The organism is Dryocola mayonis, assembly GCF_051307045.1.
In the GTDB taxonomy this organism is placed as follows: Bacteria; Pseudomonadota; Gammaproteobacteria; order Enterobacterales; family Enterobacteriaceae; genus Dryocola.
Map to the genome: position 1 here is coordinate 2,197,635 of NZ_CP150452.1, position 20,770 is coordinate 2,218,404.

Consider the following 20,770-nt stretch of genomic DNA (forward strand, 5'->3'; position numbering starts at 1 on the left):
GTAAAGCCAGACGGTCACGGCATCACCCGAGTGTCAGGAAACGGGCTTAGTTTTGCTCTTGCTTATCGTTTCTTTGAGCTGCACAAGCAGCTGGCGGCGGAAATCGCCAAGACGGGGCTTATCGTCGTCCATCCACGGCAGTGGACGGCAAAGCTCCATGGCTTTGATACCAAGGCGCGCGGTGAGCAGGCCTGCGCCAATCCCCTGCGCGGCGCGCGCCGACAGGCGGGCGGCAATATCCTGTCCTACCCAGTCCATTCCCACTTCGCGCACCAGTTCGCTGGCGCCGGCAAAGGCGATATTCAGCAGCACCAGGCGGAACAGGCGAATGCGGCTGAAATAGCCCAGCTCTATGCCGTACAGCGTGGCGATGCGGTTAATCAGGCGCAGATTGCGCCAGGCAATAAACGCCATATCCACCAGCGCTAGCGGGCTGACGGCGATCATCAGGGTGGATTCCGCGGCGGAACGGCTGATTTCGCGGCGGGCCTGGCCGTCGAGCACCGGCTGCACCAGCTGCGCATAAAGCGCGACGATTTCACGGTCGTTTTGCGTTTCGTGAATCGACGCGTACCAGCGCTGCAATGCCGGATGGCCCTGGTCCAGCCCGGCCTGGCGCGCCAGCTTCTCGCAGAAGGCGCGGCCCTTGCCGATGCTGTGGCTGCTGAGCAGCTCCCGGGCTTCGTCACGCTCTTCGGCGCGCTGGCGCAGACGCCACAAACGCCGCCATTCCGTCGCTAAAGAGCCGACGCCGGCGGCGACTATTAGCCCGCCGGCGATGCCGCCGCCGAGCGCGATCCAGTCGTGAGTGACGAAGGCGTTGTGCGTCCACTGCGCGCCCTGAGCGATAACGCTAAGCCCGAAAAGCCCAAGCCCGGCGGTGACCATACGGCGCCAGATGCTGCGTTTTGGCCGCAGCGCCGCCTCCACCACCGCTTCGGCCTGGCTTTCTTCTTCCGCTTCATCAGCAACCGTCAGCGCGGGGGTAAACTTCCCGGCTTCCGATTCGCTAAAGGCCTGGGCCGCCTTGTAGGCCTGTTCGTTTTCCACATCCAGCGGCTGTGCGAAGTCGACGCGCGGTTTTAAAGGTTCGTTCATCGCAGTTTATCCCCTATTAAAAATTCCAGCGCCGCATCCAGCCGAATATGGGGCAACGGCCTGTCGACATCCATTACCTGCGGGCGGAACTGTTCAAACTGAAAGCCCTGCTTTTCCCAGAAGGCGCTGCCCGGCAGGCGCGCAGGCACTTCTCCCGGATATACCGTCAGCGGCGCGCCATCGCTTAAGCGGTTTCCCCGCAGCGCAGGAATTTGCTCGCCCTGCACGTCCACCAGCCCGCTTTGCGTTGCCTGCACCGAGGCGATGCCCATGCATTCACGGGCTATGCCTTCGAACGCGGCGTTCTGCCAGGCGTCCTGCACCAGCTGCTGCAATAAAGAAACCATATTGGCGTGCTGATCGACGGTCACGTGATCGGCTTTGGTGGCCGCAAACAGCAGCTTGTCGATAACCGGGGAGAAAAGCCGGCGGAATAAGGTGCGCTGCCCGTACTGGAAGCTCTGCATCAGCTGGGTCAGCGCAAGGCGCATATCGTTGAACGCCTGCGGCCCGCTGTTAAGCGGCTGCAGGCAGTCCACCAGCACGATTTGCCTGTCGAAACGCAGGAAGTGATTCTTATAAAATCCCTTCACCACCTTTTCGCAGTAATAGTCAAAGCGTGAGCGCAGCATGCCGAGGTTGGTGGTTTTATCGGCCTGGGCGAGCCTGGATTCGCCAAAGTTATCGACGTCCGGCCAGGGGAAGAACTGCAGCGCCGGCGCGCCGGCCATGTCGCCCGGCAGCACAAAACGGCCCGGCTGAATAAAGTGCAGCCCTTCGCGCTTGCAGCGCAGCAGGTAATCCGTCCAGGCTTCCGAAATGGCCGCCAGGCGGTTTTCATCGGCCGGAGCGTGGGGATCTAATCCCGCGCATAATTTACGCCACGCGGCGGACCATTCGGCGCGGTCGCCCTGTAACAGGCCGGTCATCTGGCGCGACCAGCTTAAATAATCCTGCGCCAGCATCGGCAGATCCAGCAGCCATTCCCCCGGATAATCCACGATTTCCAGGTACAGGGTTGAGGTGTCTTTGAAGTGGCGTAGCAGGGAATCATTAGAGCGGTAGCGCAGCGCAAGGCGCATTTCACTGACGCCGCGGGTCGGCGTCGGCCAGGCGGGAGGAGTGCCGTAGAGCTGCGCCAGGCCCTCATCGTAAGTGAAACGCTGAATGCCTAAGTCGCGCTGCGGCACGCGCTTAACGCCCAACAGGCGCTCTTCGCGCGCGGCGCCAAGCATCGGCAGGCGAGCGCCGTTGTTGACGCTCAGCAGCTGGTTAACCATCGCGGTGATAAAAGCGGTTTTGCCGCTGCGGCTGAGGCCAGTGACCGCAAGCCGCAGGTGCCTGTCCACGCCGCGGTTCACAAGAGCGTTCAGCTCATTCTTGATTCTGTTCATCTGCGTCCTTGTTGCGCCCGTTCGTTACTACGGGAAAGATGGCTTCACCGATTGTAATAAATAAGGTTTGTGAATAGCGAATCAAAGAGGAGGAAAAAGAATCAGCACGAAGAGGTTACTTGGTTATTTTTCCGTTATAGCGTGCGGACACTTTGCGCAGCAGGCGCGCTAACAGCGGCTCGACGGCCAGCCCCAGCAGCATTTTCAACGGACGACGCGCAACGGATTTCACCGCCCATCCCGCAACTCCTGCCGGGCCGTAACGTAAGGCAACGAGCAGCGCCAGTTTGCCGGCGATTTTAAGGCCCGGTTTGGCTTTCTGGCTCGCGGTGCGAAATGTGGTCATGGTTTCTCCTGATGCTAAATAGAGTCGTAGGGTGGATAAACGAAGCGTTATCCACCCACGAAGAAAGGTGCCAGCTTATCCGCCCTACAGGTTGGTTATAGCTGGCGGAACCGGCTGCGTAAAGTGAAGGTGTCTGATGTGATATAGCGTTCCATCGAACGCAGGCGCTGCTCCCCTTCCGCCAGCTGCGCATCCACTTCATTAAGCAAGCCGCGGCTGCTGGGCGGGATCGCTTCGCCCTCGGCGCCGTGCGGCATCGGATCGAGAATAAACGTCAGGGCGATATAGGCCACCAGCACAAAGAAGAACAGGCCAAAAATCATCGATAAAACAACGATCAGGCGGATCAGTTTTACTGGTACGTCCAGGTATTGCGCAATGCCTGCACAAACGCCCTTCAGCATCCCTTTCTCAGGGATACGCCATAACTTACGACCGGAAAATGAATTCACCATTATTTGTCTCTCCAGTTCGGGTGCTCAGCATCGAGGATCTGCTCAAGCGTCTGAATGCGGTCACGCATACGCTTCGCCTCTTCGGTGAGCTGCGCCAGCCGCTGTTGTTCGCCCTGTGAAAGCTGCCCGCCGTTCGCGGAGCGGCTGTTGTAATGCAGCCACAGCCAGACGGGGGCGACAAACAGCACGAAAATCGTTAACGGTATGGCCAGAAAAAGCGCGCTCATGTGTACTCCTTACAAGTCAGTCGACTGCGGCGTGCCGCGCACGGCCGCAGTTCGAAAAATTAACCGCGATCCTGGGCGTTCATTTTTGCTTTCAGCGCCGCCAGCTGCTCGCTGATTTCATCATCCGCCTTCAGCTCGGCAAACTGGCTATCAAGGTTTTTCTGTTTGCCAAAGGCGTGGCTTTCGGCTTCAGACTCCATCTGGTCGATGCGGCGTTCGAAAGATTCAAAACGAGCCATTGCCTCATCCAGCTTACCGCTATCCAGCTGACGGCGCACGTCGCGGGAAGAGGAAGCGGCCTGATGGCGCAGCGTTAACGCCTGCTGGCGCGCGCGGGTTTCGCTGAGTTTATTTTCCAGCTCGCCGATCTCTTTTTTCATACGCGCCAGGGTTTCATCGACGTGCACCACTTCGTCTTCCAGGGTGGTGATCAGGTCGGTTAATTTCTGTTTTTCGATCAGCGCCGCACGGGCCAGATCTTCTTTATCTTTACGCAGCGCCAGCTCCGCTTTTTCCTGCCATTCAGCCTGCTGGGCCGTCGCCTGCTCTACGCGGCGGGAAAGCTGTTTCTTTTCAGCCAGCGCGCGAGCCGAGGTGGAACGCACTTCAACGAGCGTATCTTCCATTTCCTGAATCATCAGGCGCACCAGCTTTTGCGGGTCTTCCGCTTTTTCCAGCAGCGAGTTGATGTTGGCGTTCACGATGTCGGCAAAACGAGAAAAAATACCCATAATTCAATCCTCTTTAGTCATTATTTCAGGTGCCAGGCACCCTGCACGTATGGAATAATACAATTACCGTGCCAACTTTTTATCTGTTTGATTTTTAAATAAATGGTTAAGTTTGACTCCCGCCGCACGCGGACTATAGTGGTTAAATTCACTAACAGTTGGTTAATTTCATCATGGCAGAACATAAAGATAACCTGATCGGCGAGGCGAACAGCTTTTTAGAAGTGCTGGAGCAGGTTTCGCGCCTTGCGCCTCTTGAGAAGCCCGTGCTGGTGATCGGCGAACGCGGGACCGGCAAGGAGCTGATCGCCAACCGTCTGCACTTTCTGTCGCGCCGCTGGCAGGGGCCTTTTATCTCGCTAAACTGCGCCGCGCTGAACGATAACCTGCTTGACTCCGAGCTTTTCGGCCACGAGGCCGGCGCCTTTACCGGCGCGCAAAAGCGCCACCCCGGCCGCTTTGAACGCGCGGATGGCGGCACGCTGTTTCTTGATGAGCTGGCAACCGCGCCGATGATGGTGCAGGAAAAGCTGCTGCGGGTGGTGGAATACGGCGAGCTTGAGCGCGTCGGCGGCAGCCAGCCTTTGCAGGTCAACGTGCGGCTGGTGTGCGCCACCAACGCCGATCTGCCCGCCCTGGCCGAGGAAGGCAAGTTCCGCGCCGACCTGCTCGACAGGCTGGCTTTTGACGTCGTCACCCTGCCGCCGCTGCGCGAACGGCAGCCGGATATCATGCTGATGGCCGACCATTTTGCGATTCAGATGTGTCGGGAGCTGCAGCTTCCCCTCTTCCCGGGCTTTACCGAAAGAGCGCAGCAAATTTTGCTCAACTACGCCTGGCCGGGAAACATACGCGAGCTGAAAAACGTGGTAGAGCGCTCGGTTTATCGTCACGGCACCAGCGATGAACCGGTTGATGAAGTGATTCTCGATCCTTTCGCCCGCCGCGCTCCCGTCGCCGCCGTTGAATCATCAGCGCTCCCCGCTTTGCCTGTCGATCTGCGGCAGTGGCAAAACGATCGGGAGAAACAGCTGCTGGAAAACAGCCTGCAGCAGGCGAACTATAATCAGCGCCGCGCGGCCCAGCTGCTGGGCCTTACCTATCACCAGCTGCGCGCCATGATGAAAAAGCATCTTATTCAGGCGGGAAATATGCCCTGAAAGGAAGGCGTGGCGGCGCTTTTATCATCACTCTGTCCAGAAAACTGCCAATCATCACCACTTATTTTGGGGGGAAGGCCAGAGTGCGATACACTTTGCCTATCACCTTTGAAAACTCAAAAACTTATGCGCGGAATTATCCCCTCCCTCTTACTGAGTCTGAGCTGCCTGAGCAGCGTGGCGCTGGCGGCTACGCCTGACCAGAAGCCTGACGACATTCGCAAGAGCGGATTTGTTTATTGCGTTAACGGCCAGGTCAATACCTTCAACCCGCAGATGGCGAGCGGCGGCCTGACCGTGGACACCCTTGCCGCACAGCTGTATGACCGTCTGCTGGATGTCGATCCTTACACCTATCGTCTGGTGCCGGAGCTGGCGCAAAGCTGGGAGGTGCTGGACAACGGCGCCACCTACCGCTTCCATCTGCGGCCGAACGTGCAGTTCCAGACCACGCCGTGGTTTAAGCCGACGCGCGCGCTGAACGCCGACGACGTGGTGTTCAGCTTTCAGCGGGTGTTCGATCGCCACCATCCCTGGCATAACGTCAACGGCGGAAACTATCCCTATTTCGACAGCCTCCAGTTCCCGGACTCGGTAAAAAGCGTCCGTAAACTCGATAACAATACCGTTGAGTTCCGCCTGGAAAAGCCGGACGCCTCCTTCCTGTGGCACATGGCGACCCACTACGCCTCGGTGATGTCGGCTGAATACGCCGCGCAGCTGACCAGAACAGATCGTCAGGAATTAATGGATCGCCAGCCGGTAGGCTCCGGTCCGTTCCAGCTAAGCGAGTACCGGGCCGGACAATATATCCGCCTCGCCCGCAATGCTAAGTTCTGGCGCGGCGTTCCGCTGATGCCGCAGGTGGTGCTGGATTTGGGCTCGGGCGGCACGGGCCGCTTATCGAAGCTGCTGACCGGCGAATGCGACGTGCTGGCTTACCCTGCCGCCAGCCAGCTAACCATCCTGCGCGACGACCCGCGCCTGCGCCTGACCCTGCGTCCGGGCATGAATATCGCCTACCTGGCTTTTAATACCAATAAGGCGCCGATGAATAACCCTGAAGTGCGCCACGCCCTCGCTTTGGCGATTAACAACCAGCGCCTGATGCAGTCTATCTATTACGGAACGGCAGAAACCGCCGCGTCGATTCTGCCTCGCGCTTCCTGGGCGTACGACAGCGATTCTAAAATTACCGAATACAATCCGCAAAAAGCGCGCCAGCGTCTTAAAGCGCTGGGGGTGAATAACCTCGAGCTGCGCCTGTGGGTGCCGACCAGCTCCCAGGCCTGGAACCCAAGCCCGCTGAAGACCGCCGAGCTGATTCAGGCCGATATGGCGCAAATCGGCGTGAAGGTGATAATCGTGCCCGTGGAAGGCCGTTTCCAGGAGGCGCGTCTGATGGACATGAATCACGATCTGACGCTGGCCGGCTGGGCCACGGACAGTAACGATCCGGACAGCTTCTTCCGGCCGATGCTGAGCTGCGCGGCGATTCGTTCGCAAACCAACTATGCCCGCTGGTGCGACCCACAGTTCGACCGGGTGCTGCAAAAAGCGCTGGCTTCCCAGCAGCTCGCCTCGCGCATCGAGGCCTATAACGAAGCGCAGGATATTCTGGCAAAAGAGCTTCCCGTGCTGCCGCTGTCCTCTTCGCTGCGCCTGCAGGCCTACCGTTATGACATTAAAGGCCTGGTGCTGAGCCCGTTTGGCAACGCTTCTTTTGCCGGCGTATCCCGTGAAGACGTAGAGGTGAAAAAACCATGATCATCTTTACCCTGCGGCGTTTGCTGCTGCTGTTGATTACCCTGCTGTTCCTCGCGATGGTCGGCTTTAGCCTGAACTACTTTACGCCGCACGCGCCTTTGCAGGGCGCGTCGCTGTGGAACGCCTGGGTGTTCTGGATTGAAAGCCTGCTGCACTGGGATTTTGGCGTCTCCAGCATCAACGGCCAGTCCATTAACGAACAGCTGCGCGACGTTTTCCCGGCCACCATGGAGCTGTGCCTGCTGGCCTTTGGCCTGGCGCTGCTGATTGGCATACCTGCAGGCATGCTCGCGGGCATTACGCGCAATAAATGGCAGGACAAACTGATTGGCGCCCTGGCGCTGCTCGGCTTTTCCATTCCGGTGTTCTGGTTCGCCCTGCTGCTGACGCTGTTTTTCTCGCTCACCCTTGGCTGGTTCCCCGTTTCCGGGCGTTTCGATTTGCTCTATGAAGTGAAGTCCGTGACCGGCTTTGCGCTGGTGGACGCCTGGCTTTCCGACTCGCCTTATCGTCAGGAGATGATCATGAGCGCCGTGCGCCATATAGTGCTGCCGGTGATTACGCTTGCCGTCGCCCCGATGACGGAAGTCATACGCCTGATGCGCCTGAGCACCAGCGAAGTGTTCGACCAGAACTATATTAAGGCGGCGGCAACGCGCGGTTTATCCCGCTTCACAATTTTGCATCGCCACGTGCTGCACAACGCGCTGCCGCCGGTGATCCCACGCCTTGGGCTGCAGTTTTCCACCATGCTGACGCTTGCGATGATCACCGAAGTGGTGTTTAGCTGGCCGGGACTTGGGCGCTGGCTCATTAACGCTATTCGTCAGCAGGATTACGCGGCCATCTCCGCGGGCGTGATGGTCATAGGTTCGCTGGTCATCGTGGTGAACGTGATTTCCGATATTTTGGGTGCTATGGCTAACCCGCTGAAACATAAGGAATGGTATGCCTTACGATAGCGTCTACCGCGAAAAACGGCCGCCGAGCACGCTGCGCCTGACGTGGCGCAAATTCTATGGCGACACCTCGGCAATGGTTGGCCTTTACGGCTGCGGCGCGCTGGTGCTTTTGTGCGTGTTCGGCGGCCTGTTTGCCCCTTATGGCCTCGATCAGCAGTTCCTTGGCTATCAGCTGTTGCCGCCTTCCTGGTCACGCTATGGCGAGGTTTCTTTCTTCCTCGGCACCGACGATTTAGGTCGCGACGTGCTGAGCCGTCTGCTGAGCGGCGCGGCGCCTACCGTGGGCGGCGCCTTTGTAGTGACGCTTGGCGCCACCGTCTGCGGCGTGGTGCTCGGGGTGATCGCCGGCGCGACGCACGGCCTGCGCTCCGCCGTGCTTAACCATATCCTTGATACGCTGCTTTCCATTCCTTCGCTGCTGCTGGCGATCGTCGTGGTGGCTTTTGCCGGCCCGCACCTCACGCACGCGATGTTCGCCGTCTGGCTGGCGCTGCTGCCGCGAATGGTGCGCTCGGTGTACAGCGCGGTGCATGACGAGCTGGAAAAAGATTACGTCGTTGCCGCTCGCCTCGACGGCGCCTCGACGCCTAATATTTTATGGTTCGCCGTGATGCCGAACACCGCCTCAGTTATGGTCACGGAAATTACCCGCGCCCTGTCGATGGCGATACTGGACATCGCCGCGCTCGGTTTTTTGGATCTCGGCGCGCAGCTCCCTTCTCCGGAATGGGGAGCGATGCTCGGGGACGCGCTGGAGCTGATTTACGTTGCGCCCTGGACCGTAATGCTGCCGGGCGCGGCGATTATGATTAGCGTACTGCTGGTCAATCTGCTGGGCGACGGCCTGCGCCGCGCTATCAACGCGGGGGTGCAATAATGCCATTACTTGATATCCGCAACCTGACCATCGAGTTTATGACCGCCGAAGGCTGGGTAAAGGCCGTTGACCGCGTCAGCATGACGCTCAACGAAGGCGAAATCCGCGGCCTGGTCGGCGAGTCCGGCTCGGGCAAAAGCCTTATCGCCAAGGCCATTTGCGGCGTGACCAAAGACAACTGGCGCGTGACCGCGGACCGCATGCGTTTTGACGATATCGACCTGCTGCGCCTTAGCGCGCGCCAGCGCCGCCGCCTGGTCGGCCATAACGTCTCGATGATCTTTCAGGAGCCGCAGTCCTGCCTTGATCCCTCAGAAAAAGTCGGGCGCCAGCTTGCCCAGAATATCCCGAGCTGGACCTATAAGGGCCGCTGGTGGAAACGCTTCGGCTGGCGTAAACGCCGGGCCATCGAGCTGCTTCACCGCGTGGGGATCAAGGATCATAAGGACGCGCTGCGCAGCTATCCCTATGAGCTGACCGACGGCGAGTGCCAGAAGGTGATGATCGCCATTGCGCTGGCCAACCAGCCGCGCCTGCTGATTGCCGATGAGCCGACCAACGCCATGGAGCCGACGACCCAGTCGCAAATTTTCAAGCTGCTGACCCGGCTTAACCAGTACAACAACACCACGATTTTGCTTATCAGCCACGATCTGCAGATGCTCAGCAAGTGGGCGGACAGAATCAACGTGATGTACTGCGGGCAAACGGTGGAAAGCGCGCCGAGCGAAGAGCTTATTGCCACGCCGCACCATCCGTATACCCAGGCTTTGATTCGCGCGATCCCTGACTTCGGCAGCCCGATGCCGCATAAAAGCCGCCTCAACACCCTGCCGGGGGCGATTCCCCTGCTCGAACATCTGCCGATTGGCTGTCGCCTTGGTCCCCGCTGCCCGTATGCGCAGCGCAAGTGCATTGAAACCCCGCGGCTTACCGGGGCGAAAACGCATCTTTACGCCTGTCATTTCCCGCTGAATATGGAGCGTCAGTAATGGTCGAAACCTTGCTGGAAGTTCGCAATTTAAGTAAGACGTTTCGCTACCGCACCGGGCTGTTTCACCGTCAGCATATCGAGGCCGTCAAGCCCTTAAGCTTCACCCTGCGCGAGAAGCAGACGCTGGCGATTATCGGCGAGAATGGCTCAGGCAAATCGACGCTGGCGAAAATGCTCGCCGGCATGATTGAACCCACCGGCGGCGAGCTGCTGATTGACGACCATCCGCTGCACTTTGGCGACTACTCATACCGCAGCCAGCGCATCCGCATGATTTTCCAGGATCCGAGCACCTCGCTGAATCCTCGCCAGCGTATTTCGCAGATTCTGGATTTCCCGCTGCGCCTGAATACCGACCTGGAGCCGGAGGCGCGCCGCAAAAGGATTGTCGAAACGCTGCGCCAGGTAGGGCTGCTGCCGGATCATGCCAGCTATTATCCCCACATGCTCGCCCCGGGTCAGAAGCAGCGTTTGGGTCTGGCGCGCGCGCTGATCCTGCGCCCGAAGGTGATAATCGCCGACGAAGCGCTGGCCTCGCTGGATATGTCGATGCGCTCGCAGCTTATCAACCTGATGCTCGAACTGCAGGAGAAACAGGGCATCGCCTACATCTATGTGACGCAGCATATCGGCATGATGAAGCACATCAGCGATCAGGTGATGGTGATGCATCACGGGGAAGTGGTCGAGCGCGGCAGCACCGCAGACGTGCTGGCCTCTCCTCTTCACGAGCTGACCAGGCGTTTAATCGCCAGCCACTTTGGCGAAGCGTTGACCGCGGACGCCTGGCGCAAAGACCGCTAGCACAGGCACGACCTCTGGCGATGCGATAGCCACTCGGCCCCGGGCTGGAAAAATAACGTGACACAACCCGGCGTGAGTGGGATATAATTTCAATTTAGTGTTGAATAATTGTGACTAATCATTGGTAACCCTATGATTATACGGCCACAAAATTAGCAGAAACTATAAGGATTCAAAGCTATGGGTTTTCTTACCGGTAAACGCATTCTGATCACTGGCGTTGCCAGCAAACTGTCCATCGCCTACGGTATCGCGCAGGCGATGCACCGTGAAGGCGCGGAACTGGCCTTCACCTATCAGAACGAAAAACTGAAGGGCCGCGTGGAAGGTTTTGCTGCCGAACTGGGCTCTTCTATCGTTCTGCCGTGCGACGTGGCGGAAGATGAGAGCATCGACGCGCTGTTTACCGAACTGGCGAAAAGCTGGCCGAAATTTGACGGTTTCGTACACTCCATCGGTTTCGCGCCGGGCGATCAGCTGGACGGCGACTATGTCAATGCCGTTACCCGTGAAGGCTTTAAAATCGCTCACGACATCAGCGCCTACAGCTTCGTGGCGATGGCTAAAGTGTGCCGTGAAATGTTGAACCCGGGCTCCGCCCTGCTGACCCTTTCCTACCTGGGCGCGGAGCGCGCTATCCCTAACTATAACGTTATGGGCCTGGCGAAAGCGTCTTTGGAAGCTAACGTGCGTTACATGGCGAACGCGATGGGTCCTGAGGGCGTGCGCGTTAACGCCATCTCCGCGGGCCCAATCCGTACCCTGGCGGCAAGCGGCATCAAAGATTTCCGTAAAATGCTGGCGCACTGCGAAGCGGTTACCCCGATTCGCCGTACCGTGACTATCGAAGACGTGGGCAACTCCGCAGCCTTCCTGTGTTCTGACCTGTCCGCCGGTATCTCCGGTGAAGTGGTCCACGTTGACGGCGGTTTCAGCATCGCCGCCATGAACGAGCTGGAACTGAAAGACTAATTGCGCTCGTTTCGGGGTGGGCGCCTGCCCGCCCCGTTCACCTTCTGCGCCACCTGCCATATACCATTCCGATATTTATTATCACCGATCATTCTTTTGTCACCTCCCGCGCTTGCGCCAGGATAAAGCAGCGAACCAGGCCTCCCGAATCCCTCGGCCTGTTAACTCTTTGACCAAGGAACGACCATGGAACAACGCCATTTTTCCGGCAAAAGTCACTGGTATCATGAAACCCAGTCCAGTCTCTGTCCGGCAGATGTGCTGCCTTTAGTTCCCGAAGCCGCGCACGCAGACCGCTTTTTAATCGACCTGAAGTTAACGCCAGAACAGCTCAGCGAAGAACAGACGTGGATAGCGGCGGCGCGCAGCGCAAGCGAAACGCTGCTGCCGGAAAGCGTCAACGTGACCCGCATGCATACGCTGAGCAGTTACGACCGCCTGAGCACCGCCCTTACCGTCGCTCAGGTTTACGGCGTGCAGAGGCTTTGCAACCACTATGCGGCGCGCCTGGCGCCCCAGCCGGGCCCCGACTCTTCGCGCGAGAGCAACCGCCGCCTGACGCAAATCACCCAGTACGCCCGCCAGCTCGCCAGCCAGCCGACGCTGATTGATAACAATTCGCGTACCCAGCTCGATGAGGTTGGGCTGTCGGTCAACGACATCGTTACCTTCAATCAGCTGATTGGCTTTATTGGCTTCCAGGCTCGCGCCGTGGCCGTCTGGCAGGCGCTGCAGGGACTGCCCGTGCGCTGGCTGCCAGGACTCGATATGCTGCAGGATGCGCCGGCGGAGCTTTTTAGCGCCGAAGGCGCAGCCTGGGCTGCGGATTTACCGCCGGTGGAGCTGCGTTACGCTCAGGCCGAACAGCTTGAGGCGCTGAGCGTAAGCCAGCCTCTTCGCCCGCTGCACGGCATGGGCTGGCTGCTGGCGCATGACGCGCCGGCGCTGGCCGCCCTAAGCCAGCTTATTCGCCTGTTCTGGCAGCCGGCGCCGACGCATACCGACGACCAGACCCTGGTGATGCTGCTTTCCGCGCGCATCAACGGCAGCCCCTCCTGCTTCGCCGAAGCGGCGCAGCTGTGGCGCGGCGACAGCAGCCTGCCTGACGCGGTGCGCAACGGCGAAAGAGCGCTGCAGGCGTGGAGCCATAACCATCCCCGCGAGCGGGCCATCATTCAGGCCGTTCAGCTGCTTACCCGCGCGCCGGACAGATTCAGCGCCGCCCATGTCCAACCCTTGCTGGAGCAGGGTTTTTCCGCCTCCCAGGCGCTGCGGCTGCTGGTCAGTTCGGGTCTGTTTGGCTGGCTCAACCGGCTGAAAGTAGGGCTGGGAAGCCAGCCGTAACCTGTGAATTCGACGTGCTTTTGCGGCAAACAGCGCTTGCCGCGCAGTACGGATTCGCGTAAAACTGTCAGCCGCTCTTTTGGCCACGAAAACTAAACAATATGTTTCAGGATAACCCGCTGCTCGCGCAGCTTAAACAGCAACTGCATTCCCAGACTCCTCGCGCCGAAGGCGTGGTAAAAGGTACTGAAAAAGGCTTTGGCTTCCTCGAGGTCGACGCCAATAAAAGCTACTTTATTCCGCCTCCGCAGATGAAAAAAGTGATGCACGGCGACCGTATCAGCGCTGTGATCCACAAGGATAAAGACCGTGAGACCGCTGAGCCAGAAGAGCTTATCGAACCGTTCCTGACCCGCTTCGTGGGCCGCGTGCAGAAGAAAGACGACCGTCTTTCCATCGTGCCGGATCACCCTTTATTAAGAGACGCGATTCAGTGCCGTGCCGAACGCAGCGTCACGCATGATTTCCAGAACGGCGACTGGGCCGTGGCGGAAATGAAACGCCACCCGCTGAAGGGCGATCGCGGTTTTTACGCCGAGCTGACCCAGTTCATCACCTTTGGCGACGATCACCTTGCGCCGTGGTGGGTCACCCTGTCCCGCCACAACCTGGAGCGCGAAGCGCCAAACGGCGTCGCCACCGAAATGCTTGACGATGGCCTGGTGCGTGAAGATTTAACCGCCCTGAACTTCGTCACCATCGACAGCGCCAGCACCGAGGATATGGACGACGCGCTGTTTGTGGAAGAGCTCGCCGACGGCAAGCTGCAGCTGACCGTTGCCATCGCCGATCCTACCGCATGGATCGCCGAAGGCAGCAAGCTCGACGGCATCGCTAAGGTCCGCGCCTTCACCAACTATCTGCCGGGCTTTAACATCCCGATGCTGCCGCGCGAGCTGTCTGACGACCTGTGCTCCCTGCGCGCGAACGTTACCCGCCCTGCCTTAGCCTGCCGCATGGTTATCGAGCAGGATGGCGCAATTGGCAGCGATATCCACTTCTTTGCCGCCACCATCGAATCAAAGGCCAAGCTGGTCTATGACGAAGTCTCCGACTGGCTGGAAGAGAAAGGCGAATGGCAGCCGCACAACGACGAGATTGCCCGTCAGATCCGTCTGCTGCAGCGCATCTGCCTGAGCCGCGGCGAGTGGCGTCACACCCACGCGCTGGTCTTTAAAGATCGTCCGGACTACCGCTTCGTGCTGGGCGAGAAAGGCGAAGTGCTGGATATCGTCTCCGAGCCGCGCCGCATCGCTAACCGCATCGTTGAGGAAGCGATGATCGCCGCCAACGTCTGTGCGGCCGTCGTTCTGCGCGACAAACTCGGCTTTGGCATCTACAACGTGCATACCGGTTTCGATCCGGCCAATACCGAACAGCTGGCGAACATGCTTGCCGGCCACGGCTTTACCGTAGACGCGCAGGAAGTGCTGACCCTTAACGGCTTCTGCAAGCTGCGCCGCGAGCTCGACGCCCAGCCGACAGGTTTCCTGGACAGCCGCATTCGCCGCTACCAGTCCTTCGCGGAAATCAGCACCGAGCCTGGCCCGCACTTCGGCCTGGGTCTGGAAGCCTACGCCACCTGGACCTCGCCGATTCGTAAATACGGCGACATGATCAACCATCGTCTGCTTAAAGCGATTATTAAAGGCGAGTCCGCCGCGCGTCCGCAGGACGAAACCACCGTCCAGATGGCGGAACGCCGCCGCCTGAACCGTATGGCGGAACGCGACGTGGGCGACTGGCTGTACGCCCGCTTCCTGAACGATAAAGCCGGCACCGATACGCGCTTCGCCGCTGAGATCATCGACGTCAGCCGCGGCGGAATGCGCGTGCGTCTGGTGGAGAATGGCGCAGTAGCCTTTATCCCCGCGCCGTTCATCCACGCCGTACGCGACGAGCTGGTTTGCAGCCAGGAAAACGGCACCGTGCAGATTAAAGGCGAGGTGGCCTACAAGGTCACCGACGTGATTGATGTGACCATCGCCGAGGTGCGCATGGAAACGCGCAGCGTTATCGCCAGACCGGCGGCGTAAATCGTAATAACTACCCATAAAGGCTGAATAAATTTTCAGCCTTTTTCTTTTGCCTTGCTCTAAACTTGCTCTTTTCGCGCTCTCTTTTTCGCCGTTTGTCATTCGCCTCTATCAACAACCTATTGCTTTAGTTATAATTTCAGCGGTAAACCAATAAGAAACGCTAAAAATTTCTATCGCTTCGCGATCTTAACGTTTTCAGAAATTATGCAAGTTATCTTCATTTTTCTGACGGTTAACATATATCTGCAGGTTTTTAACTGTCGCCGCTTGTTTAACACTGGCTTTATGTTGCTAATATAAATAGTAAACTGACGCGCCATGCACCGGTTCAGGAGAAAGCATGAAAGACGAGTTGGAGCAGAACCTGCTTTACCGTTATTTAGGGACAACCAGCCCATACTGGCGTTTGCCTTCCGACAGCAACGCCCTGCAGCTCGCCGCCGACGAAAGCTCAGACACCAGCCAGGTGATTGCCCTGAGCCAGGAACAGGCGGATGAAATTCGGCAGATGACGGTGATCACCTCAAGCATCACTATGTCGATATCTTTGTTTGGCAGCGAGGTTCCCGTCCATCTGGTGGGACGTAAAGTGTCGAAACGCGAATGGGCCGGAACGGCATCGGCGTGGCACGACACCCCTTCCGTCGCGCGCGATCTCGTGCAGGGGCTCTCTTTTGCCGAACAGGTGGTTTCGGAGGCGAACTCGGTTATCGTCATCCTCGATCGCCAGGGCAACATTCAGCGCTTTAACCGGCTTAGCGAAGAGTACACCGGCATTAAAGAGCATGAGGTCATCGGGCAGAACGTTTTTAAACTCTTTATGAGCCGCAGCGAGGCCGCCGCCTCCAGACGCAATATCAGCGGGTTTTTCCGCAACGGCAACTCCTACGAAGTCGAACGCTGGATTAAAACCCGCAAGGGCCAGCGCCTGTTTTTGTTTCGCAATAAGTTCGTCCACAGCGGCAGCGGCAAAAACGAAATCTATCTGATCTGTTCAGGTACGGACATTACGGAAGAGCGCCGCGCCCAGGAGCGACTGCGCGTGCTGGCCAACACCGATACCATCACCGGCCTGCCGAACCGCAACGCTATACATGATTTGATCAGCACCGCCATAGAAAATCGCGGCGAAACCCAGGTGGGTATTGTCTATCTCGACCTCGATAACTTTAAGAAAGTAAACGACGCCTACGGGCATATGTTCGGCGACCAGCTACTGCAGGCCGTTTCGCTGGCGATCCTCAGCTGTCTTGAAGAGGGCCAGGTGCTGGCAAGGCTTGGCGGCGATGAGTTTATCGTGCTGGCGACCGACACCTCACAGGCCACGCTTGAAGCCATGTCTTCCCGCATTCTCACCCGCTTAAAGCAGCCTTTCCGCATTGGCCTGATTGAGGTGTATTCCGGCTGTTCACTGGGGATTTCTCTCGCCCCGCAGCACGGGGAAGACCGGGAAAGCGTGATCCGCAATGCGGATACCGCCATGTATACCGCCAAAGAAAGCGGCCGCGGCAAGTTTTGCGTCTTCTCGCCGGAAATGAACCAGCGCGTCTTTGAATATCTGTGGCTTGATACCAACCTGCGTAAGGCGCTGGAAAACGATCAGCTGGTTATCCATTATCAGCCCAAAATTACCTGGCGCGGCGAAGTGCGCAGCCTGGAAGCGCTGGTGCGCTGGCAGTCGCCGGAGCGCGGCCTGATTCCGCCGCTGGATTTTATCTCCTATGCGGAAGAGTCAGGGCTGATTGTGCCGCTGGGGCGCTGGGTGATGCTAAGCGTGGTGCAGCAGGTGGCGAAATGGCGCGACAAAGGCATAAACCTGCGCGTGGCGGTGAACGTTTCCGCAAGGCAGCTTGCCGATCAGACTATTTTTAGCGATCTCAAACAGGCGCTGAAAGATTTAGGTTTCGAATATTGCCCTATCGACGTCGAGCTCACCGAAAGCTGCCTGATTGAAAACGAGGAGCTGGCGCTGTCCGTTATCCAGCAGTTCAGCAAGCTCGGCGCGCAGGTTCACCTGGACGACTTCGGCACGGGTTATTCGTCGCTGTCGCAGCTGGCGCGTTTCCCTATCGACGCAATCAAGCTCGACCAGGCCTTTGTGCGCGATATCCATAAGCAATCCGTTTCGCAGTCGCTGGTGCGCGCAATCGTCGCCGTGGCGCAGGCGCTCAATTTACAGGTGATTGCGGAAGGGGTGGAAAGTCAGAAAGAAGACGCCTTTCTGACCAAGAACGGCGTCAACGAACGGCAGGGCTACTTATTTGCTAAACCCATGCCCGCTGCCGCATTCGAGCGATGGTTAAAACGGTATCAGGTCAGAACGGCGCGCTAGCTGGCTTTCCGCAAAGCCGTCGAGGTATGACGGTTTTGCAACTGCACCAGCCTTTCCATATAGGCAATATCCTTCGGCAGCAGGCAGAATGCCGCCTCCACCCAGTCCTCGGTGATATCCATCAGCTCCGCGCGCGGCAGCTGCAGCACGCGCTGGCGGGCGCGCAGCATGGCGCGAACGCCGTTCAGCTTGGGTTGCAGAGTATCGATAAAGGTGCGGGTAGCGACATAGCCCTGATCGGGTTCAAATAATAAATCCACCAGCCCATGCTGTTCGTGCCATTCCGCGGTGTGCGACTCCCCTTTATAAATTAACTCCTCCGCAAGCTTCATGCCTGAACGCCGGGCGACCAGCGAATAGCCGCCCATTCCCGGGAACAGGTTAAAAGCTATTTCCGGGAAGCCCATGCGGGCATCGCGCTGCGCCAGCACGAAATGGTGCGCAAGCGCCGCCTCGAAGCCGCCGCCCAGCGCGCTGCCTTCCACCATCGCCAGGCTGATGGCGCCGGTGTCAAACCCGCGGGAGGCCGCGTGAACGCAGTCCACGCAGGCCCCGCGCATAGGCGCGTAGCGCCTCGCGCCGTCCCTGCTGTATGGTTTCCACGAAAAAGCCCAGATCGCCGCCGGTGTTGTACATCCCCGGGACCAGCGAGCCGGTTACCCAGAAATCGACGGCAAACCCCGAACGCTGTACCAGATAACTCATGTTCATGATCTCTTCGATCAGCACATGGTTAAAGCAAGGGCGAGGCTGGGCGCGAAGCATCATCCATACCGTGCGGCGTTCTTCTTCGTAATAACCCGACAGCTGGGTGAAGCGTGCAGTATCGGTAAACAATTTGCAGGTTGGTTGGTTTATCACAGTCATCTTTTTATCCTGGGTTTCAGGGTGAGAGAACGATCTAAGGAGTCTTAGATCGCGTTGCAAAGCAGTGAATTACCGCAGTGCATGCGCAAACTTTAGATAGTGTTTGCCGCCGCTTGCGGTAATTTTTTTGCCCTACTAATTTCCCACAGCTTGTTCGACCAGATGACAAAACTCATAGATTATTTATCTATGTCTTAACCATGAGGCATAAAAAAACGCCTGCTGTAACAGGCGTTTAAAAATCGATCGATTTATGCACCCTACGGCCCCGTCGACGCGAAGCCCGTTGCTGCGGTTACCTTTTCGCTTTTTTCGGCAGGGTTTTCATCAGCTCGTCCGGGCTGATGGTCGCCACGATGCTGCCGGGCAGCGGCATCTTCAGAATGTGGTTTTTCATTTTGCCGATAACGTGCATTTCACACGGCCGGCAGTCGAATTTCAGGGTCAGCACTTCGTCGCCGTGAACCAGCTGCATCGGCGTGGCGCGCCAGCTTTTGATATTGCCTTTCGCCTGCTTTGGACACAGGTTAAAGGCAAAGCGCAGACAGTGTTTGGTGATCATCACCGGCACTTCGCCCTTCTCTTCGTGTGCTTCATAGGCGGCATCAATAAGTTTTACGCCGTAACGCTGGTAGAACTCACGCGCCTTATGGTTGTAGACGTTCGCCAGGAAAGTGAGATGCTCTTCCGGATAAACGGGAGCGGGCACGCGGACGGCTTTACGCGTTCCGCGCTGATACTGCTGCAAACGCGCTTCGGTAAGCGCGTCGATTGCGTCACGGCGCAGCTGGTTTAGCTGGCCGTTAGGCACAAACAGCGGCGCCGGCAGCGCGATATTAACCGCCCGGGCGCAGTACATCGTCTGGCCCAGCTTCACCAGGCCGTCGCGCAGATTGTCATAGGCCTTCTGCGGGTTGTTCGCCACGTCAAACCGGCCTTCGAGCGTTTGCGTTACGCTGATGCCGTCTTCGCAGGTAAGCGTCAGCACCAGCTGCTCTTCCCAGCCGCTAAGCTCCATATCCACCGCCACGCGGCGCTCGCTGGAGGTTTTCAGCAGCGCCTGCTGCCAGTTGTGGTCAAGGTTGCGGTTAAGCGGGTGATGCGGACGCACGTTTTTTAACGTATCCGGCATCTCATTTGGCCACACGCGGTACTGATTTTTACCGGTTTTCTCCACGGTATTGGCGCGGAAGCCGACGATTTCGCGCTTGATCAGCACGTTGAGCCCGTCGCCGTTGGTCAGCGTATTCGCTTCGGTAACGGTCACGTCGAGATGGTCTTTAGCCACCTTCAGCACTTCCCCCACCGGCAGGCCAACGAACTTCGGCGAATCGAACGCGCCGATATCGATCTTGCGCTCGTTAACGAAGTAGTCCGTGCTGCCGCGGTGGAAGGTTTTGTCCGGCGAAGGAATAAAGAAATGCGAGGTCACGCCCGAAGAAGCGCGCTGAAGGTCCGTGCGGTTTTCCATCAGCTCATCGAGCAGCTGGCGATAGTATGAGGTGATGTTTTTCACATAGCTCATATCTTTGTAGCGCCCTTCAATCTTGAAGGAGCGCACGCCTGCCTCCACCAGCGCCGCCAGGTTGGCGCTCTGGTCGTTATCCTTCATCGACAGGAGATGTTTTTCGAACGCCACTACGCGGCCCCGATCGTCCTTTAAGGTATAAGGCAAGCGGCAGGCCTGGGAGCAGTCGCCGCGGTTGGCGCTGCGGCCGGTCTGGGCGTGGGAAATATTGCACTGGCCGGAATACGCTACGCAAAGCGCGCCGTGAATAAAGAACTCAATAGTCGCGTCAACGTTCTGGTGGATAGCGCGGATCTGCTCCAGATTAAGCTCGCGGGCCAGAACAATCTGCGAGAAGCCGACGTCGGAGAGGAACTTCGCTTTTTCCACGCTGCGGATATCGCACTGGGTGCTGGCGTGCAGCTCAATTGGCGGCAGATCCATCTCCAGCACGCCCATATCCTGAACGATCAGCGCGTCGACGCCCGCCTGGTAAAGATCGTGAATCATCAGCCGCGCGGGTTCCAGCTCGTTGTCGTGCAAAATGGTGTTCAGCGTGACAAAGATTTTGGCGCCGTAGCGATGGGCGAAAGGCACCAGTTCGGCCAGGTCGCGCAGGCTGTTGCCGGCGTTATGGCGGGCGCCAAAACCCGGACCGCCGATATAAACGGCGTCGGCGCCGTGCAAAATGGCCTCGCGGGCAATATCGGTATCCCGGGCGGGGCTGAGTAATTCAAGATGGTTAGCGTGCAGGCGCATAGTTCGTTATTTTTAAGTAGACGGGCGAAAGGCGGCTATTGTAGTCAGAAAGGTCGGGTAAAAACAGAGCGCGTTTTGAAGTTGCGGTTTTTCGTGGCTCTCAGGCGGCCCTCACCGCCGAACGCGATGAGGGCT

The 20,770-nt window shown here is 58.3% G+C and carries 17 protein-coding genes and 1 pseudogene; 10 read left to right on the top strand and 8 right to left on the bottom strand.

Features of this window, described 5'->3' with window-relative positions; all coding sequences use genetic code 11:
* Positions 1-33: 33 nt before the first annotated feature.
* The 6 genes from WLO32_RS10665 to pspA all read right to left on the bottom strand — a co-directional run bounded on the left by WLO32_RS10665 (position 34) and on the right by pspA (position 4,251).
* A complete protein-coding gene (locus tag WLO32_RS10665; protein ID WP_435945169.1) occupies positions 34-1,098 on the bottom strand; it encodes a TIGR01620 family protein in 1,065 nt (354 codons plus the stop codon).
* A complete protein-coding gene (locus tag WLO32_RS10670) occupies positions 1,095-2,492 on the bottom strand; it encodes a YcjX family protein (RefSeq protein WP_435945170.1) in 1,398 nt (465 codons plus the stop codon). Before WLO32_RS10670 ends, WLO32_RS10665 begins: the two co-directional genes overlap by 4 nt.
* A 115-nt stretch (positions 2,493-2,607) precedes the next feature.
* Positions 2,608-2,838 carry a phage shock protein PspD gene (gene pspD / locus WLO32_RS10675; protein ID WP_435945171.1) on the bottom strand — a complete coding sequence of 77 codons (231 nt, stop codon included), beginning with the start codon at positions 2,836-2,838 and terminating at the stop codon, positions 2,608-2,610.
* 95 nt (positions 2,839-2,933) lie between these two features.
* Positions 2,934-3,293 carry an envelope stress response membrane protein PspC gene (pspC, locus tag WLO32_RS10680; RefSeq protein ID WP_435945172.1) on the bottom strand — a complete coding sequence of 120 codons (360 nt, stop codon included), beginning with the start codon at positions 3,291-3,293 and terminating at the stop codon, positions 2,934-2,936.
* Complete coding sequence (pspB, locus tag WLO32_RS10685) at positions 3,293-3,520, bottom strand: envelope stress response membrane protein PspB (protein WP_121268081.1); 228 nt, start codon at positions 3,518-3,520, stop codon at positions 3,293-3,295. Before pspB ends, pspC begins: the two co-directional genes overlap by 1 nt.
* Before the next feature lie 59 nt (positions 3,521-3,579).
* On the bottom strand, positions 3,580-4,251 hold the full coding sequence (gene pspA / locus WLO32_RS10690; protein ID WP_435945173.1) for a phage shock protein PspA: 672 nt from the start codon (positions 4,249-4,251) through the stop codon (positions 3,580-3,582).
* Between the two features lie 173 nt (positions 4,252-4,424).
* On the opposite strand from pspA, the gene pspF reads away from it, so the two are divergent.
* The 10 genes from pspF to pdeR all read left to right on the top strand — a co-directional run bounded on the left by pspF (position 4,425) and on the right by pdeR (position 17,502).
* Complete coding sequence (pspF, locus tag WLO32_RS10695) at positions 4,425-5,411, top strand: phage shock protein operon transcriptional activator (RefSeq protein ID WP_435945174.1); 987 nt, start codon at positions 4,425-4,427, stop codon at positions 5,409-5,411.
* A 126-nt stretch (positions 5,412-5,537) separates the two neighbouring features.
* Complete coding sequence (gene sapA, locus WLO32_RS10700; protein WP_435945175.1) at positions 5,538-7,178, top strand: ABC transporter substrate-binding protein SapA; 1,641 nt, start codon at positions 5,538-5,540, stop codon at positions 7,176-7,178.
* Positions 7,175-8,140, top strand: a complete 966-nt coding sequence (gene sapB, locus WLO32_RS10705) for a putrescine export ABC transporter permease SapB (RefSeq protein ID WP_435945176.1) — start codon at positions 7,175-7,177, stop codon at positions 8,138-8,140. The genes sapA and sapB overlap by 4 nt, the downstream gene beginning before the upstream one ends.
* Positions 8,127-9,017 carry a putrescine export ABC transporter permease SapC gene (gene sapC, locus WLO32_RS10710; RefSeq protein ID WP_435945177.1) on the top strand — a complete coding sequence of 297 codons (891 nt, stop codon included), beginning with the start codon at positions 8,127-8,129 and terminating at the stop codon, positions 9,015-9,017. Before sapB ends, sapC begins: the two co-directional genes overlap by 14 nt.
* Positions 9,017-10,009, top strand: coding sequence for a putrescine export ABC transporter ATP-binding protein SapD (gene sapD, locus WLO32_RS10715; RefSeq protein ID WP_435945178.1), 993 nt, complete (start codon positions 9,017-9,019; stop codon positions 10,007-10,009). Before sapC ends, sapD begins: the two co-directional genes overlap by 1 nt.
* On the top strand, positions 10,009-10,815 hold the full coding sequence (gene sapF / locus WLO32_RS10720; RefSeq protein WP_435945179.1) for a putrescine export ABC transporter ATP-binding protein SapF: 807 nt from the start codon (positions 10,009-10,011) through the stop codon (positions 10,813-10,815). Before sapD ends, sapF begins: the two co-directional genes overlap by 1 nt.
* Before the next feature lie 180 nt (positions 10,816-10,995).
* Positions 10,996-11,787 (top strand): enoyl-ACP reductase FabI, encoded by a 792-nt coding sequence (gene fabI / locus WLO32_RS10725; protein ID WP_121268087.1) that lies wholly within the window; start codon positions 10,996-10,998, stop codon positions 11,785-11,787.
* Between the two features lie 186 nt (positions 11,788-11,973).
* A complete protein-coding gene (locus WLO32_RS10730; RefSeq protein ID WP_435945180.1) occupies positions 11,974-13,131 on the top strand; it encodes a CMD domain-containing protein in 1,158 nt (385 codons plus the stop codon).
* 101 nt (positions 13,132-13,232) lie between these two features.
* Positions 13,233-15,167: an exoribonuclease II gene (locus tag WLO32_RS10735; protein ID WP_435945181.1), complete on the top strand. Its 1,935-nt coding sequence runs from the start codon at positions 13,233-13,235 to the stop codon at positions 15,165-15,167.
* Between the two features lie 343 nt (positions 15,168-15,510).
* Positions 15,511-17,502, top strand: a complete 1,992-nt coding sequence (pdeR, locus tag WLO32_RS10740) for a cyclic di-GMP phosphodiesterase (RefSeq protein ID WP_435945182.1) — start codon at positions 15,511-15,513, stop codon at positions 17,500-17,502.
* Here the strand turns inward: pdeR and WLO32_RS10745 are convergent.
* Positions 17,499-18,369 (bottom strand): annotated as a pseudogene (locus WLO32_RS10745) (crotonase/enoyl-CoA hydratase family protein). The gene pdeR and the pseudogene WLO32_RS10745 overlap by 4 nt on opposite strands.
* 295 nt (positions 18,370-18,664) lie before the next feature.
* Positions 18,665-20,635, bottom strand: a complete 1,971-nt coding sequence (locus tag WLO32_RS10750; RefSeq protein ID WP_435945183.1) for a peptidase U32 family protein — start codon at positions 20,633-20,635, stop codon at positions 18,665-18,667.
* Between the last annotated feature and the right edge of the window lie 135 nt (positions 20,636-20,770).

What these genes read in the sequence shown, in the direction of transcription:
- sapB (WP_435945176.1), top strand. Translation starts at nt 7,175, where the DNA reads ATGATCATCTTTACCCTGCGGCGTTTGCTGCTGCTGTTGATTACCCTG.
- pspC (WP_435945172.1), bottom strand. Translation starts at nt 3,293, where the DNA reads ATGGTGAATTCATTTTCCGGTCGTAAGTTATGGCGTATCCCTGAGAAA.
- WLO32_RS10670 (WP_435945170.1), bottom strand. Translation starts at nt 2,492, where the DNA reads ATGAACAGAATCAAGAATGAGCTGAACGCTCTTGTGAACCGCGGCGTG.
- WLO32_RS10665 (WP_435945169.1), bottom strand. Translation starts at nt 1,098, where the DNA reads ATGAACGAACCTTTAAAACCGCGCGTCGACTTCGCACAGCCGCTGGAT.
- sapA (WP_435945175.1), top strand. Translation starts at nt 5,538, where the DNA reads ATGCGCGGAATTATCCCCTCCCTCTTACTGAGTCTGAGCTGCCTGAGC.
- WLO32_RS10730 (WP_435945180.1), top strand. Translation starts at nt 11,974, where the DNA reads ATGGAACAACGCCATTTTTCCGGCAAAAGTCACTGGTATCATGAAACC.
- pspB (WP_121268081.1), bottom strand. Translation starts at nt 3,520, where the DNA reads ATGAGCGCGCTTTTTCTGGCCATACCGTTAACGATTTTCGTGCTGTTT.
- pdeR (WP_435945182.1), top strand. Translation starts at nt 15,511, where the DNA reads ATGAAAGACGAGTTGGAGCAGAACCTGCTTTACCGTTATTTAGGGACA.
- sapD (WP_435945178.1), top strand. Translation starts at nt 9,017, where the DNA reads ATGCCATTACTTGATATCCGCAACCTGACCATCGAGTTTATGACCGCC.
- pspD (WP_435945171.1), bottom strand. Translation starts at nt 2,838, where the DNA reads ATGACCACATTTCGCACCGCGAGCCAGAAAGCCAAACCGGGCCTTAAA.
- fabI (WP_121268087.1), top strand. Translation starts at nt 10,996, where the DNA reads ATGGGTTTTCTTACCGGTAAACGCATTCTGATCACTGGCGTTGCCAGC.
- pspA (WP_435945173.1), bottom strand. Translation starts at nt 4,251, where the DNA reads ATGGGTATTTTTTCTCGTTTTGCCGACATCGTGAACGCCAACATCAAC.
- sapF (WP_435945179.1), top strand. Translation starts at nt 10,009, where the DNA reads ATGGTCGAAACCTTGCTGGAAGTTCGCAATTTAAGTAAGACGTTTCGC.
- WLO32_RS10735 (WP_435945181.1), top strand. Translation starts at nt 13,233, where the DNA reads ATGTTTCAGGATAACCCGCTGCTCGCGCAGCTTAAACAGCAACTGCAT.
- pspF (WP_435945174.1), top strand. Translation starts at nt 4,425, where the DNA reads ATGGCAGAACATAAAGATAACCTGATCGGCGAGGCGAACAGCTTTTTA.
- sapC (WP_435945177.1), top strand. Translation starts at nt 8,127, where the DNA reads ATGCCTTACGATAGCGTCTACCGCGAAAAACGGCCGCCGAGCACGCTG.
- WLO32_RS10750 (WP_435945183.1), bottom strand. Translation starts at nt 20,635, where the DNA reads ATGCGCCTGCACGCTAACCATCTTGAATTACTCAGCCCCGCCCGGGAT.